Source organism: Demequina capsici, from assembly GCF_032102965.1.
In the GTDB taxonomy this organism is placed as follows: Bacteria; Actinomycetota; Actinomycetes; order Actinomycetales; family Demequinaceae; genus Demequina; species Demequina capsici.
In genome coordinates, this window is the sequence record NZ_CP134880.1 from 2,223,396 (window position 1) to 2,245,467 (window position 22,072).

The following is a 22,072-nucleotide window of genomic DNA, read 5'->3' on the forward strand; positions in this document are numbered from 1 at the left end:
ATCAGTCCCCTTCCCGGGAGATGCCACGGAGGATGAAGTCGGTGAGCTCGTCGGCCGTGATCTCACGGGACGAGCGGATGAACGGCATCGAGGTGCCGAAGACCAGGATGCGCAGATAGTCGACCGCGGTGGCCGGATCCACGCGCAGCTGGTGCGCGTGGGGCGCGAGCAAGGCTTCGACGACGCCGGTGGCCTCGCCGAGCGGCCCCTTCGCCTCGGGGTGGCCGTGCTGCCGGGCGTGGTCCCTGGGACCGAGCGCGGTCATGAACGCGACCACTCGCGTGACGCGTTCGTGAAGGAGCGTCACGACCTGCGCGACCTTGACGTCGAGCGGAGCCTCGGGGTCGATCGCACCCATGACCGCGAGCGTGCTCGCCGGGTCGACCACGCGCAGCACCGCTGCGTCGATCAGCGAGTCCTTGTCATCGAAGACCCTGAAGATCGTGCCCTCCGCCACGCCTGCAGCCTCGGCGATCTCACGGGTCGTCACCTCGGCGCCGCGCTCCAGGATCAACGGGATCGCAGCGTCGAGGATGTGAGCGCGTCGGTCGTCGGGCGCCATGCGGGGCGCGCGTCCGGACGGCGCCGACTCCGCGCCGTGCGTGATCGCGCCCGCCCTGGTCATCACCCGAGCACTCTAAGTGAGTGAGTGCTCACTTCGCAACTCCGAACCTGCATCCCACCCCCGTGCCCACGTCACCACGTCGGCCGTCCGACCCACCGCGACGAAGCCCACCCGCGGGTAGAACGCCTGCGCACCCCGGTTCGCGACCTCCGCTACCAGATGCACCCCGGCGACGCCCCTGCGCATCAGCAGCCCGGCAGCCGCCTCTATCAGCATGCGCCCCACGCCACGACCCTGCTGATCGGGCAGCAGATCGATGTGCAGATGCGCCGGGAACTCGCCCAGCTGCGGGCCCAGCATCCGCTCAGGATCCGCCGCGGACGGCAGCAACCACCCGTCGTCGACCGTCACCGGCTGATGGTCAGCAACCCTCTCCGGCCACCACGTCTCCACGAACCACCGCTGGAACGTCTCCGTGTCCGACGTGCCCAGCACATAGCCTCGCGCCTCACCCTCGACGTCCCACACCAGGCAGAAGCCACCCGGGCCATGAAGGTACGGCGTCGCATAGACGTCGGCGAGCGCCGTGTCGTCGCAGAACACTCCCGTCGCGTCCGAACCCTGCCTGCCCGTCAGCAGGCAGATGCGCGCGACCTGCGCATGATCGGCAGCGACAGCCGGACGGATCCCCATGGGAGGGACGCTACTCCGCGTCGACACGTGGCTCACGTCGATCGAACCACGTCACGACCAGGGCGAGCAGCACGGCCGCGCCGCCACCACCGTGCACGCCACCACGAGGCCTAGAAGCCACGCCTCGCCCTACGCCGTCGTCGCTGCTGCGGTCCCCGCGGCCACCACCGCCGCCAACGCCAGCACCTGCCACCACGGCGGTCGGCGCAACGCAAGCAGCAGCACCGACACCGCACCCAGCCCGGATGCCACCGCGACCGGAGGGCCGCCCCACCCCAGGCCCAGCACCGCGATCGCGACGATCACCACGACCACCATCGCCACCGCACGCAACGCCCCGCGCGGAGGGATCAGCCCGGCCAGCGTGCCCATGGGATCGACGCTAGCGAGACAACGCCGATCCGGCGCGGCGTCGGCGCGCGGACGTCGGCGCGGCGTTGGCACGGCGTCGGCGCGCGGACGTCGGCGCGGCGTTGGCACGGCGTCGGCGCGCGCGTGCACGCAGCCACAGGCACGCGGGTGGTGACGGGCGTGCGAGTCGTGACGGGCGTGCGCGTCGTGCCGGATATGCGGTTCGCCACTGCGACGGGGCGGTTCCCCACGCTGCCGCCGCGCCCGCGCCCACCTCCTGGCCGGATGAGCGCGGCGCTCCGGTGCCGAACGCGGCCGCGCCTAGAGTGAGTGTCGTGGCCACCCCGGACGCGCTCGAGATCCCGCTGGCGATCAACCTGCTGGCCGTCTTCCTGGGTGCGCTCGGCGGGACGATCCGCGCAGGTGAGGACGAACGCACCGACCTGGTCGGCGTCTTCACGCTCGCCGCTGCGATGGGGTTCGGCGGCGGGATCGTGCGTGACCTGCTGCTCGGCAATCTCCCGCCCGCAGCGCTGAGGGACCCGCTATACCTCGTCGCGGCCGCAGCCGCAGCGCTCCTCGGCATGGTCGCGTTGTACTACCTGCGCAAGCTTGGCCCCGTGCTGTGGTGGCTCGACGCGATGATCATCGGCCTGTTCGCGTGTGTCGGCGCCAACGCCGCCCTGCTCCAGGGGCTCACGGTGCTGCCGGCGGTGCTCATCGGCACGCTGGCGTCCGTGGGCGGGCTGATCCTCACCGACATGCTCCAAGGACGACCCTCGACGATCATGCACGTGGGACCTCCGAACGCGATCGCCGGGCTGGCCGGAGCCCTGGTCTATGCCGCGCTCTACACAGGCACCCGGCCGCTCGTCTCCACCACCGCCGCGGTCGCGGTCACGCTGCTCGTCCGGCTGAGCGGCAGATTCTGGCATGTGCAGGTGCCGCAGCCACGCCTGCACGCCTACGAGATGCGCACCCGCCGCAAGGAGGCTGGCCGCCGCGTGCGGCGTGCCCGACGCGGACGAGGCAACCAGACGGCGAGCACGCCCGCGGACCAGTGACGGCAGTATCGGAGGCCGCTGCGGGATGCGCCGCTCGGCTGCGCGACACCCGGTCCGCCCAGGTCGACGATCGTGACGCGGCGGGTCCCGTCCCGCGTCCACAGATCGACATCCGTGACGCACCGTCCTCCGAATGATCCCGACCCGAGTTCGCGCACCGCGCGGGAGCGGTTGGCTCGCCGCATGGACACCCGGCTCACCGCACATGACCTCCCCGACGCGCTCCTCGCAGGCACCCGCAGCTTCACCCGTGGCGAGCTCGCCCGTCTGCTGAGCGCCCGGCGTGTCCGCACCCTGATCGATCGCAGCATGCTCTGCGCGGTGCTGCCCGGCCGATACGCAAGCACGGTGCACGCCGAATCTGTGCTCGTGAGGAGCCACGCGGCGTGCGCAGCGACCCGCGGGATCCTCACCGGCACCGCCGCCCTGTTCGCCCTCGGAGCCCTCGATCGCCCGCCGGCGACTCTAAGGGTGGCGGCCGCGCCTGGCACGCGCATGCCGGCCGCGCCGTGGCTGAGCATGTTCCGCACCGACACCGTCGCGGTCGCGGGCATGTGGATGTGCACACCGTTCGCTGGCGGCACACGCGCCGCGCTCGATGCGTGGACCGACCCGGCCAACGCGGATGCGGAGGGCGATCTGCTCGCGGCGCTCGCAAGCGGGACGACCACGCCCGCGGCGCTCGCCGCGATGCTCGACGCGACTGCTCGCGTCCGCGATCGACGCGGCCTCGCGGCTCTTCTGGCCGACTTCCGCGTCGGCGCACACAGCCCACTCGAGCGGATCGCCCTGCGAGAGGTCTTCACCGGCCCGGAGTTCGCGGGCCTCGTGCGCCAGCATGCTGTCCGCACGGCGAGCAGGCGGTACCGTCTCGACGTGTACGACCCGTTCACACGGACCGCGATCGAGCTCGACGGCGCGCGGTACCACTCGGCTGAGGATCGACGGCAGCGCGACATCCGGCGTGATGCCGACCTCGCCGGGGTCGGGATCCTGACGGTCCGCCTGTCGTTTCGAGACGTCGTGGCTGACCCGGAACGATGCAGGCGGATCGTGAGGGCCGTACTCCAGTCACGCGGCAGCATGTCGTGGAGCGGCCGCCGCGTCACGGATGTCGATGACTGACACCTGTGGCGGTCACGAAGCGTCACGATTGTCGATCTGGCTCACGGAACACGGCGCGACAGCGCCTACGCTCGGCGGGAGCGCGCCCGCTGCCCCCGCGAGCGCGCCGGAGATCCCCGCGAGCGCGCCCGCGGCTCGACGGCTCCCCCGAGATCAGACGCCGACAGGCTCCCCGGAGGCCCCGGCCACTCGGCCGACGGTGTGGAAAGCCCTCCACCCTGAGTCGCCGATGCCCTGGAGCGCGGCAGGCAGGCCCGCGCCGAGCCCCGCCGCGTCGAGTCCCTCTCCGATCACGAGGACGGAGGGTCCGGCGCCGGAGATGACCGCTGCCAGGCCGCGGTCGCGAAGATGCCGGAGGAGCACGGTCGCCGGGCCCAGCACGTTCGCGCGGTATCCCTGGTGCAGGCGGTCCTCGGTGGCGTCGAAGAGAAGCTCCGGGCGCCCCGCCAGAGCGTGCACCAGGAGCGCCGACCGGCCCGCGTTGAAGGCTGCGTGCGTGTGCGGCACCTGCGAAGGCAGCACGGCACGTGCCTCCTTCGTGGGAAGCGTGGCGGCGGGCACGAGCACAGACGTCTCGATCTGGTCGCCGACCTCGAGAGCGGCCGCTCGCGGCGCGCCGTCCTCAGTCCAGGCGACCGTCGCACCGCCGTAGATCGCGGGCGCGGCATTGTCCGGATGACCCTCGAACGCAGTGGCGAGGCGAAGCGCCTCAGCACGGCCGAGAGCCTCAGGCTCGGCGATCATCGCGCGCGCCGCGGTGATGCCTGCGACGACGGCGGCTGCCGAGGAGCCGAGACCCCGACCATGCGGGATGCGGTTGGTGGCGCGGATCGCCAGCCCGGTCTGGGAGGCGCCCACGTGGTCGAGCGCTGCGCGGATGGCCTGCACCACCAGGTGCGACTCGTCGCGAGGCAGGGTGTCGGCCCCTTCGCCCTCGATCTCGAGCTCGACGGTGCGGGACGCGACGGCGCGCACCTCGAGCTCGTCGCGCAGCCCCAACGCCATCCCGAGCGCGTCGAAGCCGGGACCCAGGTTGCCGGAGGTGGCGGGTACGGAGACCCGCACGTGGTCGGCGGAGATGCGCATGGCTAGAGCCCCAGCACCTTCGCGGCGGCCTCCGTGTCGACAGGGATGACGGTCGGCTCGATCTCGCGTCCCGCGAGCGCGGTCGCGGTGTCCTTGAGCCCGTTGCCGGTGACGCTGCAGGTGATCGTGGCACCGGCGGGCACCTCACCCAGCGCGGCCGCCGCGAGCAGCCCGGCGATCGGTGCGGCGGAGGCGGGCTCCACGAACACGCCGACGTCGGCGGCCAGGCGCGCCTGGGCGTTGAGGATCTGGGAGTCGGACACGGCGCGAATCCAGCCCCCGGACTCGTCACGTGCGGCGACCGCGAGGTCCCACGACGCGGGCTTGCCGATGCGGATCGCGGTGGCGACCGTCTCGGGATCCTTGATGGGGTGGCCCGCGACGAAGGGCGCGGCGCCGGCGGCCTGGACTCCCCAGATCTTCGGAAGGCGGGTGGCGTCGCCGTGCTGGAGCGCCTCCTTGAAGCCCATCCAGTACGCGGAGATGTTGCCGGCGTTGCCGACGGGCAGCATGTGGATGTCGGGGGCGTCGCCGAGCTGGTCGACGATCTCGAACGCCGCGGTCTTCTGCCCCTGCAGGCGGTAGGGGTTGACGGAGTTCACGAGCGCGATGGGGTAGTTCTGCGACAGCTCGCGGACGATGTCGAGGCACTCGTCGAAGTTGCCGTCCACCTGGACGAGCTCGGCGCCGTGGACGATCGCCTGCGCCATCTTGCCGGCGGCGATCTTGCCCTGCGGGATCATGACGACGCAGCGAAGGCCCGCATGGGCGGCGTAGGCCGCGGCCGATGCCGAGGTGTTGCCCGTGGAGGCGCAGACGACGGTGTGGTCGCCGTCCTTGACGACCTGGGTGATGGCGGAGGTCATGCCACGGTCCTTGAATGAGCCCGTGGGGTTCATCCCCTCGACCTTCACGAAGACGCTCGCGCCCACCTCCTTGGAGATGGACGGCGCGGGCACGAGCGGCGTGCCGCCCTCGCCGAGCGTGACGATGGTGTCGCTCTCGTCGAAGGGCATCCTGTCCAGGTACTCGCGGATGATGCCGTTCCAGACGTGGGCCATCACTCCCCCTCGATTCGCAGCACGGAGCTGATGTCGAGCACCGCGTCGAGGGCCTTGAAGTCCTCGAGCACCGATGCCATGTCGGATTCGAGCGCACGATGCGTGGCGATGACCACCTCGGCGTGCGCGTCGTGCGCGGCAGGCTTCTGCCTCACGGTCTCGATGGAAATGCCGCGGCGGCCGAGCGTGCCTGCGATCTCGGCGAGCATCCCGGGCTCGTCGACGACGAACATGCGCAGCTGGAAGCGTGAGCTGACCTGATCGATCGGGAGGACAGGAAGGTCCGCGTAGTTCGACTCGAGGGGGCCCCGACCACCCTGCGCGATGTGCCGCGCGACGGACACGACGTCTCCGAGCACGGCCGACGCGGTGGGCGCCCCGCCCGCGCCCTGGCCGTAGAACATGAGCGAGCCTGCGGCCTCGGCCTCGACGAAGACGGCGTTGAACGCGCCGTGTACCCCGGCGAGCGGGTGCGTGAGCGGCACGAGCGCGGGGTGCACTCGGACGGCGACGCCGCCGTCGACCCTCTCGGCGATGGCGAGCAGCTTGATGACGTGGCCCGAGTCCGCGGCGGCCGCCACATCGTCCGCGGTGACCGTGGAGATGCCTTCGCGGTGCACCACGTCGAGCGATACGCGCTGGTGGAATGCGAGCGAGGCGAGGATGGCGGCCTTGGCTGCGGCGTCGTAGCCTTCGACGTCCGCCGTCGGGTCCGCCTCGGCGTAGCCCAAGCGCTGCGCCTCGGACACGACGTCGCCGTAGGCGAGGCCCTTGGTGGTCATCTCGTCGAGCACGTAGTTGGTGGTCCCGTTGACGATGCCGAGGACGCGGGTGACGTGGTCGCCCGCAAGGGACTCCCGCACGGGGCGCACGATGGGGATGGCGCCGGCGACCGCGGCCTCGAAGTAGAGGTCCACGCCTGCGGCGTCCGCCGCCTCGTACAGCTCGGGGCCATGGGCGGCGAGCAGCGCCTTGTTGGCGGTGACGACGGAGGCGCCTGCGGCGATGGCCTGAAGGATCATGGTGCGCGCCGGCTCGATGCCGCCCATGACCTCGACCACCACGTCAGCGTCGGCGATCAGCGCCTCGGCGTCGGAGGTGAGCGACGGGACCGGGACGACGACGTCGCGGGGGACCGCGGTGTCCCGCACGTAGACGCCGGCGAGCACGACAGGCGCACCCACCCTCCACGCCAGGTCGTCGGCCTGCTCGGTGAGAAGGCGCACCACCTGGGTGCCGACGGTTCCGCATCCGAGTACGGCGATCTTCACGGGGTCCTTCAGCGCTCCAGACACGGCCCCAGCCTAGCCGAGCGGTCGCGGCGCGCCGGTCGCGCGTCGTGCAGGATGGAGCGCGTGACCGAGCGCGACGTGCTGGACCCGGACAGGTGGCGCTGGCGTCGGCTCTGGCGCTTCGGCGTGGGGTTCATGCGGCTCGAGCTGCAGTCGCTGATCTTCGCGATCGCGATCTTCGCGGCGCTGGCGATCACGTCGGTGGTGGAGCTGCCTATCCCGCGCTACGACGCGCTGCTGCTGTTCGCGGTGGTCCTCACCGCGGTCCTGTGGGCGACGGGCTGGGAGACGACGCGCGAGGTCGGCGTGATCCTGGTGTTCCACCTGGTAGGGCTGGCATTGGAGCTGTTCAAGGTGCAGGTCGGCTCGTGGGTCTACCCCGACGACGCGTGGTCCAAGGTGGCAGGGGTGCCGCTGTACGCGGGCTTCATGTATGCCGCGGTCGGGTCGTACATGGTGCAGGCGTGGCGGCGCTTCGACCTGCGCGTGACAGGCTTCCGACTGTGGCCCATGACGGTCCTGGCGCTCGCCGCGTACGCGAACTTCTTCACGCACCACTGGATCCCGGACCTGCGATGGCTGATCGCGCTCGGGTTCCTGATCGAGCTGCGGGGCACGCTCGTGCACTTCTCGGTGCGCGAGCATCGCTACCGGATGCCGCTGGTGCTCGCGTTCGTCGCGATCGGCGCGTCGCTGTGGCTGGCGGAGAACGCGGCGACCCTGCTGGGCGCGTGGAGGTACCCGGACCAGCTGCTCGCGTGGACGATGGTCCATGTGGGCAAGGTGGGCTCGTGGGCGCTGCTGGTGTCGCTGAGCTTCGTGATCGTCGCCGCGCTCAAGAGGCTCGAGGGCCTGCTCGACGGCCACGCCGACGACGAGCCGAGCGTGGTCGTGGTGCGGCGGCAGGCACGGTCGGAGCGGCGCCGTGAGGCGCGGCTCGCCCGTCGGGCGGATCGAGCGCCAGACCTTAGCCTGGAGCCATGACCCGTCCAGCCCGCGTCCTCATGGTCTGCTCCGGCAACATCTGCCGCTCCCCTGCGATGCACTACCTCGCCGGCCGCGAGTGGGCCGACGCGGCCGAGGTCCGGTCCGCGGGCACCTGGGCCGAGCTCGGCATGGACGCGACACGGGAGATCCGCCGTGCGGCCCGCGAGCGTGCGGGGCTCGAGATGCCCCGGCATCGGCCGACCCAGCTGGATTCGGCGCTGCTGGCGCAGTCGGACCTGGTGCTGGTGGCCACGCGCCAGCATGTGCGGTGGATCGAGCAGTCGGAGGGCGCGTTGCCCCCGCACGTGTTCGTGCTCAAGGAGGCGGTCGCGCTGGCGCAACGGGCGCCCGCGCCGGCGGGCGGGACGGCGGCGGGCCGCCTTGCCGCGGCCGCCGCAGCACTGCATGACGAGCGCCTGCGGGACCCGGCGCCGCTGACGGGCCTGGACGATCCTTGGTCGCACCCGCAGGAGGTGTTCGATCGCGTGATGGACGAGATCGTCGAGGCGATCGATGCGTTGGGTGCGTGGGCGGGGGTCTGAGACCTGGCGCCCACGGATCAGGGTGGTCCGCTCCACAGGGAGTCGTCGCTCCTGGCCGTCGCGCTCGGCGCGGGCCGCCTACTGGCCGTCGTACTCGGCGCGGGCCGCCTCGAACAGGGGGACCGTGTCCTGGAGCACGTCCGCGAGCGCGCGGAGCCGTCCGGCCACCTCGACGCCCAGCGGGGTGAGCGCATAGTCGACGCGGGGCGGCAGCGTGCCGTGATCGGTGCGGGTGAGCAGACCCTCGCGTTCGAGTGCATGAAGCGACTGGGAGAGCATCTTCTCGCTGACGCCGTCGACGCGTCGGCGCAGCTCGCCGAACCGGTGAGGTCCTTCGACCAATGCGATCAGCACCAGCGAGGTCCAGCGGCCCGTGATCGCCTCGAACGCGGCACGGGAGCCGCAGTCTCGGGCGAACACGTTGGGCTCGAACGGTCCGTCGAGGCGGTCGTCGGCCCCGACGTTCGTGATCGGGGCGTCAGCTGTCATGCCGTCAAGGGTACGCCTTCGCTGTGGAATAGATAGCACTTTCGATTAGTTAGTATGCTTCGACGGCGGCTCCACGCCGCCGACCGCCACGGCCGGGCACGCGCCCGGATCGCCTTCGCGGGCCACCCGAAGTCACGAAAGGGACACCATGACCACCTACGCCGTCACCGGAGCCTCGGGCCAGCTCGGCCGCAAGATCGTCCAGTCGCTTCTGGACCTCCACATCTCGCCCTTCGACGTGATCGCGCTCGCTCGCGACACTGCCAAGGTCGAGGACCTCGCCGCGCTCGGCGTCCGCACGCGCACCGCCGACTACGATCAGCCCGAGACCCTGACGGCCGCCCTTGACGGCGTCGACCGCCTGGTGCTCGTGTCCGCCTCCGAGCCCGGCAAGCGGCTCCCGCAGCACCAGGCCGTGATCTCCGCGGCCGAGGCAGCGGGCGTGCAGCGCATCGTCTACACGTCGCTGCTCAAGGCCGACGACACCACGAACGGCCTGGCACCTGAGCACATCGCCACGGAAGAGGTCCTCGCGGCGTCGCCCGTCGAGACCACCGCGCTGCGCAACTCCTGGTACATCGAGAACTACACCGGTCAGATCGGTTCCTACCTGGAGCAGGGCGCGATCATCGGCGCCGCCGGCGACGGCCTGATCTCCGCTGCCACGCGCCAGGACTACGCGGAGGCCGCCGCGGCCGCCGCAGTCGCCGACGCGGTGAAGCCCACCTACGAGCTCGGCGGCACCGCCTTCACGCTGGCCGACCTCGCCGCCACGGTGTCCGCGGTCTCCGGCAAGGAGATCGGCTACACGAACGTGACGGTCGACGAGCTCACTGCGGGCATGGTCGGAGCAGGCATGCCCGAAGGCGTCGCCTCGTTCTGGGCGTCCATCGACGGCTCGATCGCCGTCGGCGACCTGCACACCGAGTCGACCGACCTCGCGGACCTGATCGGCCGCCAGCCGACCCCGCTCGCGGACGCGGTCAAGGCCGCGCTCTAGCCTCCTGCGCCCTGGCGGTACATGGGTGTCGAGAATCACGGCAGATGCTGCGCTGACGCACTGCCAGGGCGCTCGGCCGCCTGAGCCAGCACGCGCTCGCCGCGAGGCGACCGCAACCCCGCACGTGGAACGACCCCCGTGCCTGTCCGTCGTGATCGACGTGACGGGCGCGGGGGTCGATGTGCGTCAGCGCAGGGTCAGGCCGGGGCCACGTCCCAGCTGAGCAGGTCCTCCATCGTGTCGCGGCGGATGTGCACGGTGGAATCGCCATCCTTGACGGACACGACCGCAGGGCGCAGCAGCGCGTTGTAGTTGTTGGACATCGTGCGGCCGTACGCTCCTGTGGCGGCGACGGCCAGCAGGTCGCCCCGGTTGACATCGCCAGGCAACTCCACGTTGCGGACCACGATGTCGCCGCTCTCACAGTGCTTGCCGACCACGCGGCTGAGCCTGGGCGGCTCCTCCGACAGGCGCGCCGCGAGCGTCGCGGTGTAATCGGCGCCGTACGTGATGGGACGCATGTTGTCGCTCATGCCACCGTCGACCGCCACGTACGTGCGGTGCCCACCCTCCTCGAGGTCCACGGTCTTCACCACGCCGACCCTGTACAGCGTCATCCCCGCGGGTCCCGAGATCGCGCGGCCGGGCTCGATCGAGAAGCGAGGCCAGGTGCCTCCTGCCTCGGCCAGCGCGTCGGCGACCGCATCCGCGATCTCGAAGGCCGCGGTCCTCGGCTCGAGAGCCTGGGTACCCGGGACATAGGAGATGGCGTAACCGCCTCCCAGGTCCACCTCGGGCACCTCGACACCGGACTCGGCCGCGAACTCGGCGCGCAGCCGCAGCATGCGCGTCGCGGACTCGCGGAACGCACCGATCGACAGGATCTGCGAGCCGATGTGGGTGTGGATCCCCTGGAGCTCCAGGCTGTCCGACGCATGCACGCGACGCAGCGCCTCGATCGCGGCGCCCGACGCGAGGGACAGCCCGAACTTCTGGTCCTCATGCGCGGTCGCGATGTACTCGTGCCCGCCCGCATGCACCCCGGTGGTGACGCGCACCATGACAGGCGCGGTCACGCCCAGCTCGAACGCGATGGCGTCGATGATCGCGATCTCGTCGAGCGAGTCCACCACCAGCCGTCCGACGCCGACCTTCAGCGCTCGCTCGATCTCCGCGTCCGACTTGTTGTTGCCGTGGAGCGCGATGCGCGCGGGAGGCATGCCTCCGCGCAGCGCGATCTCCAGCTCTCCGCCGGACGCGACGTCCATATTGAGGTCCTCGTCGAGCATCCAGCGTGCGACACGGGAGCTGAGGAAGGACTTGCTGGCGTAGAAGACGTCGCACCTGGCGCCATGACGCCCGAACGCCGCCGTGAAATGATCCCGGAACGCCGCCGCCCTCGCCCGCATGTCGACCTCGTCGACGATGTAGAGCGGGGTGCCGTACTGTCCCGCGAGGTCGCGCACGTCGCAGCCGCCGACGCGCAGCGCCCCGTCGTCACTGCGCTCGACCGTCCGGGACCAGACTGCGCTCACGCCTTACATCCTCTCGGGTGCGCTGACGCCCAGCAAGTGGAGCCCGGTGCGCAGCACCATGCCCGTGGCGTCGTTGAGCCACAGCCGCGTGTGGTGCAGCTCGGTGATCGGCTCGTCGCCCTGCGGGGTGACTCGCGTGCGGTCATACCACTTGTTGAACGCGGTCGCGAGGTCCTCGAGGTAGCGCGCCACACGGTGCTGCTCGCGGTACTCGACCGCATGGGCGACGACGCGCGGGAACTCGCCGAGCGCGCCCAGCAGCGCCGCCTCGGACTCGTGCGTGAGCAGCGCGGCGTCGAAGCCCTTGTCGAGCGAGATGCCGTACTCCGCCGCATTGCGTGCGACTCCCGCGGTGCGGGCGTGCGCGTACTGCACATAGAAGACGGGGTTGGCGTTGGAGGCCGAAGCGAGCAGATCGAGGTCGATGTCGATCGTGGAGTCGGCGCTGGAACGCGCCAGAGCGTAGCGGGCGGCATCCACGCCGACGGCGTCGACCAGATCGTGCATCGTCACGACGGTGCCGGCGCGCTTGGACATCCGCACCGGCTGGCCGTCCTTCACGAGGTTCACCAGCTGCCCGATGATGACCTCGACGGAGTCGGGGTCGTAGCCGAGCGCCGCGGCGGCGGCCTTGAGGCGCGCGATGTAGCCGTGGTGATCCGCTCCGAGCAGGTAGATGCAGAGGTCCGCGCCACGTTCGTGCTTGTCGCGGATGTACGCGATGTCGCCCGCGATGTAGGCGGCCTCGCCGTCGGACTTGATGACGACCCGATCCTTGTCGTCACCGTGGTCTGTCGACTTGAGCCACCACGCACCGTCGGCCTCGTACAGGGCTCCCGACCCCTTGAGCTCGGCCACGGCCCTGTCGACCTTGCCCGACTCGTGCAGCGAGTCCTCGTGGAAGTACACGTCGAAGTCGACCCCGAAGTCGTGCAGCGACGCCTTGACCTCGTCGAACATGAGGTGCACGCCACGCTTGCGGAAGAACTCCTGCAGCTCATCGGCGGGGAGCTCGAGCGGGTCACGCTCTCCGACCTCCATCGCCTCGATCAGGACACGGTTCGCGGTCTCGAGGATGTACTCACCGCCGTAGCCGTTCTCCGGGGTCTCCTCGCCCTTGATGGCGGCGACCAGGGACCTCGCGAAGTTGTCGATCTGCGAGCCGTGGTCGTTGAAGTAGTACTCGCGGATGACGCGCGCCTCGTGGAACTCGAGCAGGCGCGCGAGCGAGTCGCCCACCGCGGCCCAGCGGGCGCCGCCCAGGTGAACCGGGCCGGTCGGGTTGGCGGACACGAACTCGAGGTTCACGGTGACGCCCTTGAGCGTCTCGCCGCGGCCGTACGCTCCGTTCGCCTCCACGATGGTGCGGGCCAGCTCGCCGGCGGCACCAGCGGCCAGACGGATGTTGAGGAAGCCAGGACCGGCGACCTCCGCAGCGTCGATGCCGTCGATCTCGGCAAGCCGCTCGGCGAGGGTCGTCGCGAACTCGCGAGGGCTGGTGCCGGCTTTCTTGGCGAGCTGCATCGCGATGTTCGTGGACCAGTCGCCGTGCTCGCGCTGGCGGGGTCGCTCCACGCGCACGTCCTCGGGGATGTCGAACGGGGACAGCTGGAAGTCGCTGTCGTCGATTCCGGCCAGGAGGGCGGCGCGGATGGTCTCGCTGAGCTGCTCGGGAGTCACCTGCCGAGTCTATCGGCGCGCACACGACGGTGCCGACGCGGCCCCACCGCAACTGCGCGGGCGCGACTGCACGAGCGCAACCGTGCGGACGCGACTGCACGAGCGCGACCGCACGGGCGCGCCGAGCACGTCAGCCGGTGACCCTCACGCCAGTCACCCCGCATCGCACGGGGAAGGACTCAGCGCACTGGTCGGTCCACACCTCGATCCTCGCGCCGGCGGGGATGTCGGAGGCGGCCATGCCGTTCCACCCCCTGTCCCACACGTCCACGGTCGACGGCACCTGGAAGATGGTGCCGGAGAAGTACTCGTAGCCGGCGTCGGGCACGAAGGACAGCGAGGTGACGTCGCCTGAGACGGATACGGCTGCGACGGTTCCGACAGCCTCGGGATCTCCGATGCCGACCGGTTTGCACGCCGCCAACGTCGCGCAGACGGCCAGCAGAAGCACCGCGGCCCGTGCCGTCGCCCCGCCGTGCCGTCGCGCCTCGCCGCGGCTCGTGGGAGCCGCGCGCCGCTCGGTAGCCATGCCTCCAGGCTAGGCCGGAGGGCCGCTCGACGCGCGGACGACGAGCTCGGGCTCGAACACCACCTGGCGCGGCGCGGCACCGGGCCGACGGACCTCCTCCAGGAGGGCGACCGCGGTCTCGCCGAGCAGCTCGCGCGGCTGACGCACGGAGGTGATGGGCACGACGGCCGCGGCCGCGAAGGAGATGTCGTCGTACCCGACGAGCGCGACGTCGCCGGGGATCGTGACGGGATGGTCGCCACCGAGCAGGCCCTGCTCGACGCCGATCGCGAGCAGGTCGTTCGCGGCGAGGATCGCATCGACCCTCCCCGAGGCCACGCTCTCGCACAGCTCCGCGCCCACCCGCATGCCCTCCTGGAGCGACAGGCCGTCGGTCTCGATCGACGTGATCGTCGCGTCGTCCACGCCCGCGACCGCCGCGGCGGCACCGCGGTAGCGGTCCGAAACCTGGCGGATGCTGGTGGGGCCGCCCACGAACACCAGCCGGCGTCGGCCGCCGTCGAGCAGGTGGCCCGCGGCAAGCTCGCCACCGGCGACGTCGTCGACTGCCACCGACGGGAAGGTCGTGTCCTCGGTGCCCCGGTCCACGAGGACCACCGGGATGCCCCGACGACGCACATCCCGCAGCCTTTCCAGACCCTCTGCCAGGGGCGACACGAGCACGCCGCGCACACGCTGGCGCTCGAACAGCTCGATGTTCCACGTCTCCCGCTCGACGCTCTCGGCGGAGTTGGCGAGCAGGACGCTGAGACCTGCCTGGGCGGCCGCCCGTTCGGCACCGCTGGCGACGTCCGTGAAGAACGGGTTGCGCACGTCGAGCGCCACGAACCCGATGCTGCGGCTCTGCCCCTCCCGGAGCTGCTGCGCCGCGGAGTTGGGGACGTAGCCCAGCTCGTCGATGGCAGCGTGGACCTTCTCCACGGTCTCGGCCTTGACCATGTCCGGCCTGTTGAGGACGTTCGACACGGTGCCGACGGACACACCGGCGCGCGCCGCGACCTCCTTGATGCTGACGCCCACGGTCGCCTCCTCGCTCGCTCGTCGTGCCGTCGCCTTGACCTGCAGGCTAGCGCAGCGGGCGGCGCCTTCCCGGGACGGTCGACTTGACTGCCGGGATCAGTGTCGCCTAATGTTTGAAACGATTCAACTCACAGTCGGCGCCGACGGCACCTCGCCCGCGAGCGCCACGATCTCGAAGGAGAGACAAGATGGCCTTCGCGCCCGACATCGCCTCCCGCCTCGAGGAGCAGGCCATCGAGCTGCCCTCATGGGCCTTCGGCAACTCCGGCACCCGCTTCAAGGTGTTCGGCACCCCCGGAACCCCCCGCGACCCGTTCGAGAAGATCGCGGACGCCGCTCAGGTCAACAAGTACACGGCCCTGTCGCCGTCAGTCGCCCTCCACATCCCGTGGGACAAGGTCGACGACTACTCCGTGCTGAAGCAGCACGCCGAGGACCTCGGCGTGAAGCTCGGCACCATCAACTCGAACACGTTCCAGGACGACGACTACAAGCTCGGCTCGCTCGCCCACCGCGACGACCGCATCCGACGCAAGGCGATCGACCACCACCTCGAGTGCATCGACATCATGGACCAGACCGGGTCGCGCGACCTGAAGATCTGGCTGGCCGACGGCACCAACTACGCGGGTCAGGACGACATGCGCGGCCGGCAGGACCGCATGGCCGAGTCGCTCCAGGAGATCTACGCCCGGATCGGCGAGAACCAGCGCCTGGTGCTCGAGTACAAGATCTTCGAGCCCGCGTTCTACCACATGGACGTTCCGGACTGGGGCACCAGCTACGCCCAGGTCGCAGCCCTCGGCGAGCGCGCCACGGTCTGCCTTGACACCGGCCACCACGCCCCCAGCACCAACATCGAGTTCATCGTCATGCAGCTGCTGCGCCTGGGCAAGCTCGGCTCGTTCGACTTCAACTCGCGCAACTACGCGGACGACGACCTGATCGTCGGTGCCGCCGACCCGTTCCAGCTGTTCCGCATCATCAACGAGGTCATCGTGGGCGGCGGCTACGGCAAGGACGGCGACACCGCGTTCATGCTCGACCAGTGCCACAACATCGAGGACAAGATCCCGGGGCAGATCCGTTCCGTGCTCAACGTCCAGGAGATGACCGCCCGTGCACTGCTCATCGACCGCGAGGCGCTCACCGCCGCGCAGATCGAGGGCGACGTGCTCAAGGCGAACGGCATCATGATGGACGCCTTCTACACGGACGTCCGCGCCGATCTCGCGCAGTGGCGTGAGTCCCGCGGGCTGCCGGCCGACCCGATGGCCGCCTTCCTCGCCTCCGGCTACCTCGCGAAGATCGCCGAGGAGCGCGTGGGCGGAGTCCAGGCCGGCTGGGGCGCCTGACCACGATGCCCTCGCGACTCACCCGCCTCGACGTTGAGGCAGCCGGTACGGACGCGCCGTTCAAGGCGCGTCTGTACCGGACGTCGGCCACCTGCGATCGCGCGCTCGTGTGGGCGCACGGCGGCGCGTTCATGTTCGGAGACCTCGACATGCCGGAGGCCGACGCGGTCGCCGCCTGGCTTGCGGAGCGTGGGTGGGCCGTCCTGTCCGTGGACTACCGCCTGGCACCCATGACGGACTTCGAGTCGCTCACGATCGGCGAGCACGGTCATCCGTTCCCTGCCGCGCACGACGACCTCATCGCGGCGTTCGACTGGATGGTCGCGCACGCGGAGGACCTCGGATGCGACGCGGACCAGGTGCTTCTCGGAGGGGCCAGCGCGGGCGCGAATCTCGCGGCGGGCGTGGCCGTCGCGCTGCGCGATCGAGCGCAGGCGGGCCCGGCGGGGCTGCTGCTCGCCTACCCCATCGTCCACGCGCAGCTTCCCGACCCGTCCGACGAGCTGCGGGAGGCGGTGCGCGACGTGCCGCCTGAGCACCGTTTCCCTCCCGAGATCGTGACCCTGTTCAACCTCAACTACGTCGGCGGCGACGCCTCGCTGCTGACCGACCCGCGTGCCTTCCCCGGTGAGGGAGACCCCACCGGCCTCCCGCGCACCCTCATCGTGAACTCCGAGAAGGACGACCTCCGCTCGTCCGGCGAGCGCTATGCAGCCCAGCTCGCCGCGGCCTCCGTCGCCGTGGAGTGCTCGTACGAGCCGGGAGCTGAGCACGGCTTCCTCAACGAGCCCGACAACCCCGCATTCGAGCGCGCGCTCGCGCGCTTCCTGACCTGGTCGGCCTCCCGCTGATCGCAGCACGACCCCTGCTCACCCGAGCACCCACCTCACCCCAAGACCCCAGAAAGGCCTCGACATGACAGTCCCCACCGTCGCCGACAAGCTGATCGCACGATCCAACCGCCTCGGCTCCGACCCGAAGAACACCAACTACGCCGGCGGGAACACCTCCGCCAAGGGCACTGCCACGGACCCGGTGACGGGCGAGGACGTGGAGCTCGTGTGGGTGAAGGGCTCGGGCGGCGACCTCGGCACGCTCGGCACCAACGGCCTCGCGGTCCTCCGTCTGGACCGCCTGCGCGGCCTCATCGACACCTACCCTGGAGTCGAGCGCGAGGACGAGATGGTCGCCGCTTTCGACTTCTGCCTCCACGGCCGCGGAGGGGCGGCACCGTCCATCGACACCGCGATGCACGGCCTCGTCGACGCCGCGCACATCGACCACCTGCACCCCGACGCCGGCATCGCCATCGCGACAGCCATCGACGGCCCCGAGCTGACCGAGAGGATCTTCGGCGACACCGTCGTGTGGGTGCCGTGGCGTCGTCCCGGCTTCCAGCTGGGCCTGGACATCTCCGCGATCAAGGAGGCCAACCCGCAGGCGATCGGCTGCATCCTGGGTGGCCACGGCATCTCCGCGTGGGGCGACACCTCCGACGAGTGCGAGGCGCGCTCGCTCCAGATCATCGACACCGCCGCCGCGTACATCGCCGAGCACGGCAGGCCCGAGCCCTTCGGCCCTGCGCTCGAGGGCTACGGGGCCCTCCCTGCCGATGAGCGCAGGGCGAAGGCAGCCGCACTCGCCCCCGTCATCCGCGGCCTCGCGTCGATGGACGCCCCTCAGGTGGGGCACTTCACCGACGCCGACGTCGTCCTGGGCTTCCTCGCATCGGCCGAGCACCCGCGTCTCGCCGCACTGGGCACATCCTGCCCCGACCACTTCCTGCGCACCAAGGTGAAGCCGATGGTGCTGGACCTCCCGGCCCACGCCTCGATCGAGGACAGCATCGCTCGCCTGAAGGAGCTCCACGAGCAGTACCGCAAGGACTACCAGGCCTACTACGACGCGTACGCCACCGACGACTCCCCCGCCATCCGTGGCGCGGACCCGGCGATCGTCCTCGTCCCCGGCGTCGGCATGTTCTCGTTCGGTCGCAACAAGCAGACCGCGCGCGTGGCGGGCGAGTTCTACATCAACGCGATCAACGTGATGCGCGGCGCCGAGTCGTTGTCCACCTACACACCCATCTCGGACGCGGAGAAGTTCGCGATCGAGTACTGGGCGCTCGAGGAGGCCAAGCTCCAGCGGATGCCCAAGCCGAAGAGCCACGCCACCCGCGTCGCCTTCGTGACCGGCGCCGCGTCCGGCATCGGCAAGGCCATCGCCACGCGCCTTGCCGCCGAGGGCGCCTGCGTCGTCATCGCCGACCTGGACCTCGCCAAGGCGCAGGAGGCGGCTGCCGAGCTCGGCGGGCCCGACGTGGCCGTCGGCGTCGCGGCGAACGTCGCCGACCCCGCCGCTGTCCAGGCGGCGATCGACGAGGCCGTGCTCGCCTTCGGCGGCGTGGACCTCATCGTCAATAACGCCGGCCTTTCCCTGTCGAAGCCGCTGCTCGAGACCACCGAGAAGGATTGGGACCTCCAGCACGACGTCATGGCGAAGGGCTCGTTCCTGGTCTCCCAGGCCGCAGCCCGCGTGATGATCGCGCAGGACATGGGCGGCGACATCGTCTACATCGCGTCCAAGAACTCCGTGTTCGCGGGCCCGAACAACATCGCCTACTCCGCCACCAAGGCGGACCAGGCGCACCAGGTGAGGCTGCTCGCCGTCGAGCTCGGAGAGTTCGGCATCAAGGTGAACGGCATCAACCCCGACGGCGTGGTCCGCGGCTCCGGCATCTTCGCCGGCGGCTGGGGAGCCAACCGCGCCAAGACCTACGGAATCGAGGAGGACGAGTTGGGCAAGTTCTACGCGCAGCGCACGATCCTGAAGCGCGAGGTGCTCCCCGAGCACGTCGCCAATGCGGCCGCGATGATCACCGGCCCCGACATGACGCACACCACCGGCCTGCACGTCCCCGTGGACGCAGGCGTGGCTGCGGCGTTCCTCCGATGACCGCGGTCTCGGTCGCCGCCGTCGACCTGGGTGCGACCTCCGGTCGCGTCATGGTCGGCCGCGTGGGACCCGACACGCTGGAGCTGAGCCAGGCGGGCCGTTTCCCGAACGGTCCGCTCGCCACCCCGGACGGGCTCCATTGGAACGTCCAGCAGCTCTACGCGCACGTCGTCGAGGGCCTCAGGGCCGCCGCGGCGACCGAGACCATCGCCTCCATCGGCATCGACTCCTGGGCGGTGGACTATGCGCTGCTGCGCGGCGACCGCGTCCTCGGCGAGCCGTTCCACTACCGCGATGACAGGACCGCCCACGGGGTGGAGCTGGTCCATGCGGACGAGCCCTTCAGCCTGCTGTACGCGCGCAACGGGCTCCAGTTCCTGCCGTTCAACACGCTCTACCAGCTGGCGGTCGAGCGCGAGGTCGGGATGCTCGACGTCGCCGACCGCGTGCTGCTGGTGCCCGACCTGATCGCCTGGTACCTCACGGGTGCCACCGTCGCGGAGTCGACCAACGCCTCCACCACGGGGCTGCTGGACGTCACCACCAAGGAATGGGACGGCGAGCTCATGGACCGCCTCCGCCTGCCTCGCGGGCTGTTCCCGCGGCTGGTCCAGCCCGGGCAGACGATCGGCACGATCCTCCCGCACGTCGCGTCCGGCGCCGGCCTCGCGGGGACGACGCCTGTCGTCGCCGTCGGCTCCCACGACACCGCGTCGGCCGTGGTCGCCACCCCGATGGTCGAGCCGGGTGGCGCGTACATCTCATGCGGCACCTGGGGCCTGGTGGGCGTCGAGACGGAGTCGCCGGTCCTGACGACCGCCGCACGCGAGGCGAACTTCACCAACGAGGGCGGCGTCGACGGCCGCACCCGATTCCTGCACAACGTGATGGGCCTGTGGCTGCTCAACGAGACGGTCGCGGCCTGGAGCCGCGAGGACGGTGCTCCCGTCGACCTCGTGGCGCTTCTCAAGGAGGCCGCCGACGTCACACGCGAGATCCCGGTCTTCGACGCGAACGATCCCCGATTCTCCCCGCCCGGTGACATGTCGCCGCGCATCGCCGAGTACTGCGCCGAGCACGGGAGGCGCGCGCCTCAGACGCGCCCCGAGATCGCGCGGTCGATCGTCGAGAGCCTCGCGACGGCTTTCGCCGAGGCCGTCCGCACCGCCTCCACCCTGAGCGGCCAGGACGTGCGCCGCATCCACATGGTCGGCGGCGGCTCCCAGGGCGAGCTGCTCTGCCAGCGCACCGCGGACCTGTCGGGCCTGCCCGTGGTTGCTGGCCCCGTGGAGGCCACGGCGATCGGCAACGTGCTCGTCCAGGCGCGCGCCCTGGGCGCCGTCGGTGGCACGCTCGAGTCCATGCGAGACCTCGTCGCGCGCGCCTTCGCGCCCCGTACCTACACCCCGAAGGGACAGATGCAATGAAGATGACCCGCCGCGTGCCCCGGCCGGCGGACCTCGCACCGCTGATGAGGTTCCGACGCTTCGAGCCGAACTCCCGCAAGCGCAGGCTCAGCAAGGCCCACAAGATCTCCGACCTGCGCGGCATCGCGAAGCGTCGCACCCCCAAGGGCGCCTTCGACTACACCGACGGCGCGGCTGAGCTGGAGCTGTCGCTCGCGCGCGCGCGGCAGGCGTTCGAGGACATCGAGTTCCACCCGGCGATCCTGCGCGATGTGTCGCAGCTCGATACGTCGGTCGAGATCCTCGGCGGACGCTCGGCGCTGCCCTTCGGCATCGCGCCGACGGGCTTCACCCGCATGATGCATGCGGAGGGCGAGCGCGCGGGTGCGTCCGCGGCGGGCGCGGCGGGCATCCCGTTCTCGCTCTCCACGCTCGGCACCACCTCCCCCGAGGGCGTGGCGGAGGCGAACCCTGACGGCCGCAACTGGTTCCAGCTGTACATGCAGAAGAACCGCGACGCGTCGATGGGGCTCGTGGAGCGCGCGGAGGCGGCGGGCTTCGACACGCTGCTCATCACCGTGGACGTCCCCGCGGCGGGCGCCCGCCTGCGGGACAGCTACAACGGCTTCTCCATCCCGCCCCAGCTCACGCCCGCGACCGTGCTCAACGCGATCCCCCGGCCCGAGTGGTGGTGGAACTTCCTGACCACAGAGCCGCTCACATTCGCCTCGCTGAGCGAATGGGACGGCACCATCGGCGAGCTGCTCGACTCGCTCTTCGACCCGACGATGACGTTCGACGACCTCGCGTGGATCCGCGACCAATGGAAGGGCAAGGTCGTGGTCAAGGGCATCCAGACGCTCGACGACGCGAAGCGCGTGGTCGACCACGGCGTCGACGGCATCGTCCTGTCCAACCACGGCGGTCGCCAGCTGGACCGCGCCCCGATCCCGTTCCACCTGCTCCCGTCGGTGGCCGCAGAGCTCAAGGGGAAGACGGAGATCGTGCTGGACACGGGCATCATGTCGGGCGCGGACGTGGTGGCCGCGATCGCCGCGGGCGCCGACTTCACGCTCGTGGGCCGCGCCTACCTCTACGGCCTCATGGCCGGCGGACGCGAGGGCGTGGACCGGGCCATCGAGATCCTGCGGACCGAGATCATCCGCACCATGAAGCTGCTGGGCGTCTCCTCCGTCGGGGAACTGAACCCCGAGCACGTCACCCAGCTGCGCCGCCTCGCCCCTGTCGCCGCCGACCTCTCCTCTTCCGGTGGCGCCGCGGGCCTGGTGGCGAACAGGCGGCGCACCACCGCCTGACGCATGCCGACGGGCGGGATC

21 protein-coding genes are annotated in these 22,072 nt (G+C 70.8%); 10 read left to right on the forward strand and 11 right to left on the reverse strand.

All coding sequences use genetic code 11. From position 1 onward, the window contains the following. Nucleotide 1: 1 nt before the first annotated feature. The 3 genes from RN607_RS10640 to RN607_RS10650 form a co-directional block, all read right to left on the reverse strand. A complete protein-coding gene (locus RN607_RS10640) occupies nucleotides 2-625 on the reverse strand; it encodes a TetR/AcrR family transcriptional regulator (protein WP_313501735.1) in 624 nt (207 codons plus the stop codon). Nucleotides 626-637: 12 nt separating this feature from the next. Next, nucleotides 638-1,258, reverse strand: a complete 621-nt coding sequence (locus tag RN607_RS10645; RefSeq protein WP_313542532.1) for a GNAT family N-acetyltransferase — start codon at nucleotides 1,256-1,258, stop codon at nucleotides 638-640. A 129-nt stretch (nucleotides 1,259-1,387) separates the two neighbouring features. Then, the gene (locus RN607_RS10650; RefSeq protein WP_313542534.1) at nucleotides 1,388-1,630 is read right to left on the reverse strand and encodes a hypothetical protein; all 243 of its coding nucleotides are present in this window, start codon (nucleotides 1,628-1,630) and stop codon (nucleotides 1,388-1,390) included. 314 nt (nucleotides 1,631-1,944) lie between these two features. Between RN607_RS10650 and RN607_RS10655 the strand changes: the two genes are divergently transcribed. Together RN607_RS10655 and RN607_RS10660 are read left to right on the forward strand one after the other, a co-directional pair. Then, entirely contained in the window at nucleotides 1,945-2,673 is a 729-nt protein-coding gene (locus RN607_RS10655; protein ID WP_313497021.1) for a trimeric intracellular cation channel family protein, read from the forward strand. 183 nt (nucleotides 2,674-2,856) lie between these two features. Next, nucleotides 2,857-3,798, forward strand: coding sequence for a PDDEXK-like endonuclease domain-containing protein (locus RN607_RS10660; protein WP_313497023.1), 942 nt, complete (start codon nucleotides 2,857-2,859; stop codon nucleotides 3,796-3,798). Nucleotides 3,799-3,951: 153 nt separating this feature from the next. On the opposite strand, the gene thrB is transcribed toward RN607_RS10660, so the two are convergent. The 3 genes from thrB to RN607_RS10675 are packed head-to-tail and all read right to left on the reverse strand — an operon-like array spanning nucleotide 3,952 to nucleotide 7,240. Further along, on the reverse strand, nucleotides 3,952-4,884 hold the full coding sequence (gene thrB / locus RN607_RS10665; RefSeq protein WP_313497025.1) for a homoserine kinase: 933 nt from the start codon (nucleotides 4,882-4,884) through the stop codon (nucleotides 3,952-3,954). A gap of 2 nt (nucleotides 4,885-4,886) precedes the next feature. Beyond that, nucleotides 4,887-5,945, reverse strand: coding sequence for a threonine synthase (gene thrC, locus RN607_RS10670; protein WP_313542535.1), 1,059 nt, complete (start codon nucleotides 5,943-5,945; stop codon nucleotides 4,887-4,889). Then, the gene (locus RN607_RS10675) at nucleotides 5,945-7,240 is read right to left on the reverse strand and encodes a homoserine dehydrogenase (protein WP_313497027.1); all 1,296 of its coding nucleotides are present in this window, start codon (nucleotides 7,238-7,240) and stop codon (nucleotides 5,945-5,947) included. Before RN607_RS10675 ends, thrC begins: the two co-directional genes overlap by 1 nt. A gap of 60 nt (nucleotides 7,241-7,300) precedes the next feature. On the opposite strand from RN607_RS10675, the gene RN607_RS10680 reads away from it, so the two are divergent. Together RN607_RS10680 and RN607_RS10685 are read left to right on the forward strand one after the other, a co-directional pair. Next, on the forward strand, nucleotides 7,301-8,221 hold the full coding sequence (locus tag RN607_RS10680; RefSeq protein WP_313497028.1) for a DUF817 domain-containing protein: 921 nt from the start codon (nucleotides 7,301-7,303) through the stop codon (nucleotides 8,219-8,221). Then, nucleotides 8,218-8,766 carry an arsenate reductase/protein-tyrosine-phosphatase family protein gene (locus RN607_RS10685; RefSeq protein ID WP_313497030.1) on the forward strand — a complete coding sequence of 183 codons (549 nt, stop codon included), beginning with the start codon at nucleotides 8,218-8,220 and terminating at the stop codon, nucleotides 8,764-8,766. The genes RN607_RS10680 and RN607_RS10685 overlap by 4 nt, the downstream gene beginning before the upstream one ends. A 78-nt stretch (nucleotides 8,767-8,844) precedes the next feature. Here the strand turns inward: RN607_RS10685 and RN607_RS10690 are convergent, their stop codons facing one another. Next, nucleotides 8,845-9,255, reverse strand: a complete 411-nt coding sequence (locus tag RN607_RS10690; RefSeq protein WP_313497031.1) for a winged helix-turn-helix transcriptional regulator — start codon at nucleotides 9,253-9,255, stop codon at nucleotides 8,845-8,847. 148 nt (nucleotides 9,256-9,403) lie between these two features. Here RN607_RS10690 and RN607_RS10695 point away from each other — a divergent pair, with 148 nt between their 5' ends. Next, nucleotides 9,404-10,255 carry an SDR family oxidoreductase gene (locus RN607_RS10695; protein WP_313542537.1) on the forward strand — a complete coding sequence of 284 codons (852 nt, stop codon included), beginning with the start codon at nucleotides 9,404-9,406 and terminating at the stop codon, nucleotides 10,253-10,255. A gap of 197 nt (nucleotides 10,256-10,452) precedes the next feature. Here the strand turns inward: RN607_RS10695 and lysA are convergent, their stop codons facing one another. The 4 genes from lysA to RN607_RS10715 form a co-directional block, all read right to left on the reverse strand. After that, on the reverse strand, nucleotides 10,453-11,790 hold the full coding sequence (lysA, locus tag RN607_RS10700; protein ID WP_313542539.1) for a diaminopimelate decarboxylase: 1,338 nt from the start codon (nucleotides 11,788-11,790) through the stop codon (nucleotides 10,453-10,455). A 3-nt stretch (nucleotides 11,791-11,793) separates the two neighbouring features. After that, nucleotides 11,794-13,470, reverse strand: a complete 1,677-nt coding sequence (argS, locus tag RN607_RS10705; protein WP_313542541.1) for an arginine--tRNA ligase — start codon at nucleotides 13,468-13,470, stop codon at nucleotides 11,794-11,796. A 130-nt stretch (nucleotides 13,471-13,600) separates the two neighbouring features. Further along, nucleotides 13,601-13,999, reverse strand: coding sequence for a hypothetical protein (locus RN607_RS10710; RefSeq protein ID WP_313542543.1), 399 nt, complete (start codon nucleotides 13,997-13,999; stop codon nucleotides 13,601-13,603). Between the two features lie 9 nt (nucleotides 14,000-14,008). Continuing rightward, complete coding sequence (locus tag RN607_RS10715; RefSeq protein ID WP_313542545.1) at nucleotides 14,009-15,019, reverse strand: LacI family DNA-binding transcriptional regulator; 1,011 nt, start codon at nucleotides 15,017-15,019, stop codon at nucleotides 14,009-14,011. Between the two features lie 188 nt (nucleotides 15,020-15,207). On the opposite strand from RN607_RS10715, the gene rhaI reads away from it, so the two are divergent. From rhaI to RN607_RS10740, 5 genes are all read left to right on the forward strand, one after another. Then, nucleotides 15,208-16,374, forward strand: a complete 1,167-nt coding sequence (gene rhaI / locus RN607_RS10720; RefSeq protein WP_313542547.1) for an L-rhamnose isomerase — start codon at nucleotides 15,208-15,210, stop codon at nucleotides 16,372-16,374. Nucleotides 16,375-16,379: 5 nt separating this feature from the next. Next, nucleotides 16,380-17,225, forward strand: a complete 846-nt coding sequence (locus RN607_RS10725; RefSeq protein ID WP_313542548.1) for an alpha/beta hydrolase — start codon at nucleotides 16,380-16,382, stop codon at nucleotides 17,223-17,225. Between the two features lie 64 nt (nucleotides 17,226-17,289). Then, nucleotides 17,290-19,329, forward strand: a complete 2,040-nt coding sequence (locus tag RN607_RS10730; RefSeq protein ID WP_313542550.1) for a bifunctional aldolase/short-chain dehydrogenase — start codon at nucleotides 17,290-17,292, stop codon at nucleotides 19,327-19,329. Then, the gene (locus tag RN607_RS10735; protein WP_313542552.1) at nucleotides 19,326-20,756 is read left to right on the forward strand and encodes a rhamnulokinase; all 1,431 of its coding nucleotides are present in this window, start codon (nucleotides 19,326-19,328) and stop codon (nucleotides 20,754-20,756) included. Before RN607_RS10730 ends, RN607_RS10735 begins: the two co-directional genes overlap by 4 nt. Nucleotides 20,757-20,758: 2 nt before the next feature. After that, complete coding sequence (locus RN607_RS10740; RefSeq protein ID WP_313545429.1) at nucleotides 20,759-22,051, forward strand: alpha-hydroxy acid oxidase; 1,293 nt, start codon at nucleotides 20,759-20,761, stop codon at nucleotides 22,049-22,051. Nucleotides 22,052-22,072 lie beyond the last annotated feature (21 nt).

Excerpts from the sequence above, each read along its gene's own strand:
- RN607_RS10685 (WP_313497030.1), top strand. The coding sequence starts at position 8,218 with ATGACCCGTCCAGCCCGCGTCCTCATGGTCTGCTCCGGCAACATCTGC.
- rhaI (WP_313542547.1), top strand. The coding sequence starts at position 15,208 with ATGGCCTTCGCGCCCGACATCGCCTCCCGCCTCGAGGAGCAGGCCATC.
- RN607_RS10645 (WP_313542532.1), bottom strand. The coding sequence starts at position 1,258 with ATGGGGATCCGTCCGGCTGTCGCTGCCGATCATGCGCAGGTCGCGCGC.
- RN607_RS10710 (WP_313542543.1), bottom strand. The coding sequence starts at position 13,999 with ATGGCTACCGAGCGGCGCGCGGCTCCCACGAGCCGCGGCGAGGCGCGA.
- RN607_RS10690 (WP_313497031.1), bottom strand. The coding sequence starts at position 9,255 with ATGACAGCTGACGCCCCGATCACGAACGTCGGGGCCGACGACCGCCTC.
- thrC (WP_313542535.1), bottom strand. The coding sequence starts at position 5,945 with ATGGCCCACGTCTGGAACGGCATCATCCGCGAGTACCTGGACAGGATG.
- RN607_RS10725 (WP_313542548.1), top strand. The coding sequence starts at position 16,380 with ATGCCCTCGCGACTCACCCGCCTCGACGTTGAGGCAGCCGGTACGGAC.
- RN607_RS10695 (WP_313542537.1), top strand. The coding sequence starts at position 9,404 with ATGACCACCTACGCCGTCACCGGAGCCTCGGGCCAGCTCGGCCGCAAG.
- RN607_RS10650 (WP_313542534.1), bottom strand. The coding sequence starts at position 1,630 with ATGGGCACGCTGGCCGGGCTGATCCCTCCGCGCGGGGCGTTGCGTGCG.
- RN607_RS10660 (WP_313497023.1), top strand. The coding sequence starts at position 2,857 with ATGGACACCCGGCTCACCGCACATGACCTCCCCGACGCGCTCCTCGCA.
- RN607_RS10735 (WP_313542552.1), top strand. The coding sequence starts at position 19,326 with ATGACCGCGGTCTCGGTCGCCGCCGTCGACCTGGGTGCGACCTCCGGT.
- RN607_RS10730 (WP_313542550.1), top strand. The coding sequence starts at position 17,290 with ATGACAGTCCCCACCGTCGCCGACAAGCTGATCGCACGATCCAACCGC.
- RN607_RS10640 (WP_313501735.1), bottom strand. The coding sequence starts at position 625 with ATGACCAGGGCGGGCGCGATCACGCACGGCGCGGAGTCGGCGCCGTCC.
- thrB (WP_313497025.1), bottom strand. The coding sequence starts at position 4,884 with ATGCGCATCTCCGCCGACCACGTGCGGGTCTCCGTACCCGCCACCTCC.
- RN607_RS10740 (WP_313545429.1), top strand. The coding sequence starts at position 20,759 with ATGACCCGCCGCGTGCCCCGGCCGGCGGACCTCGCACCGCTGATGAGG.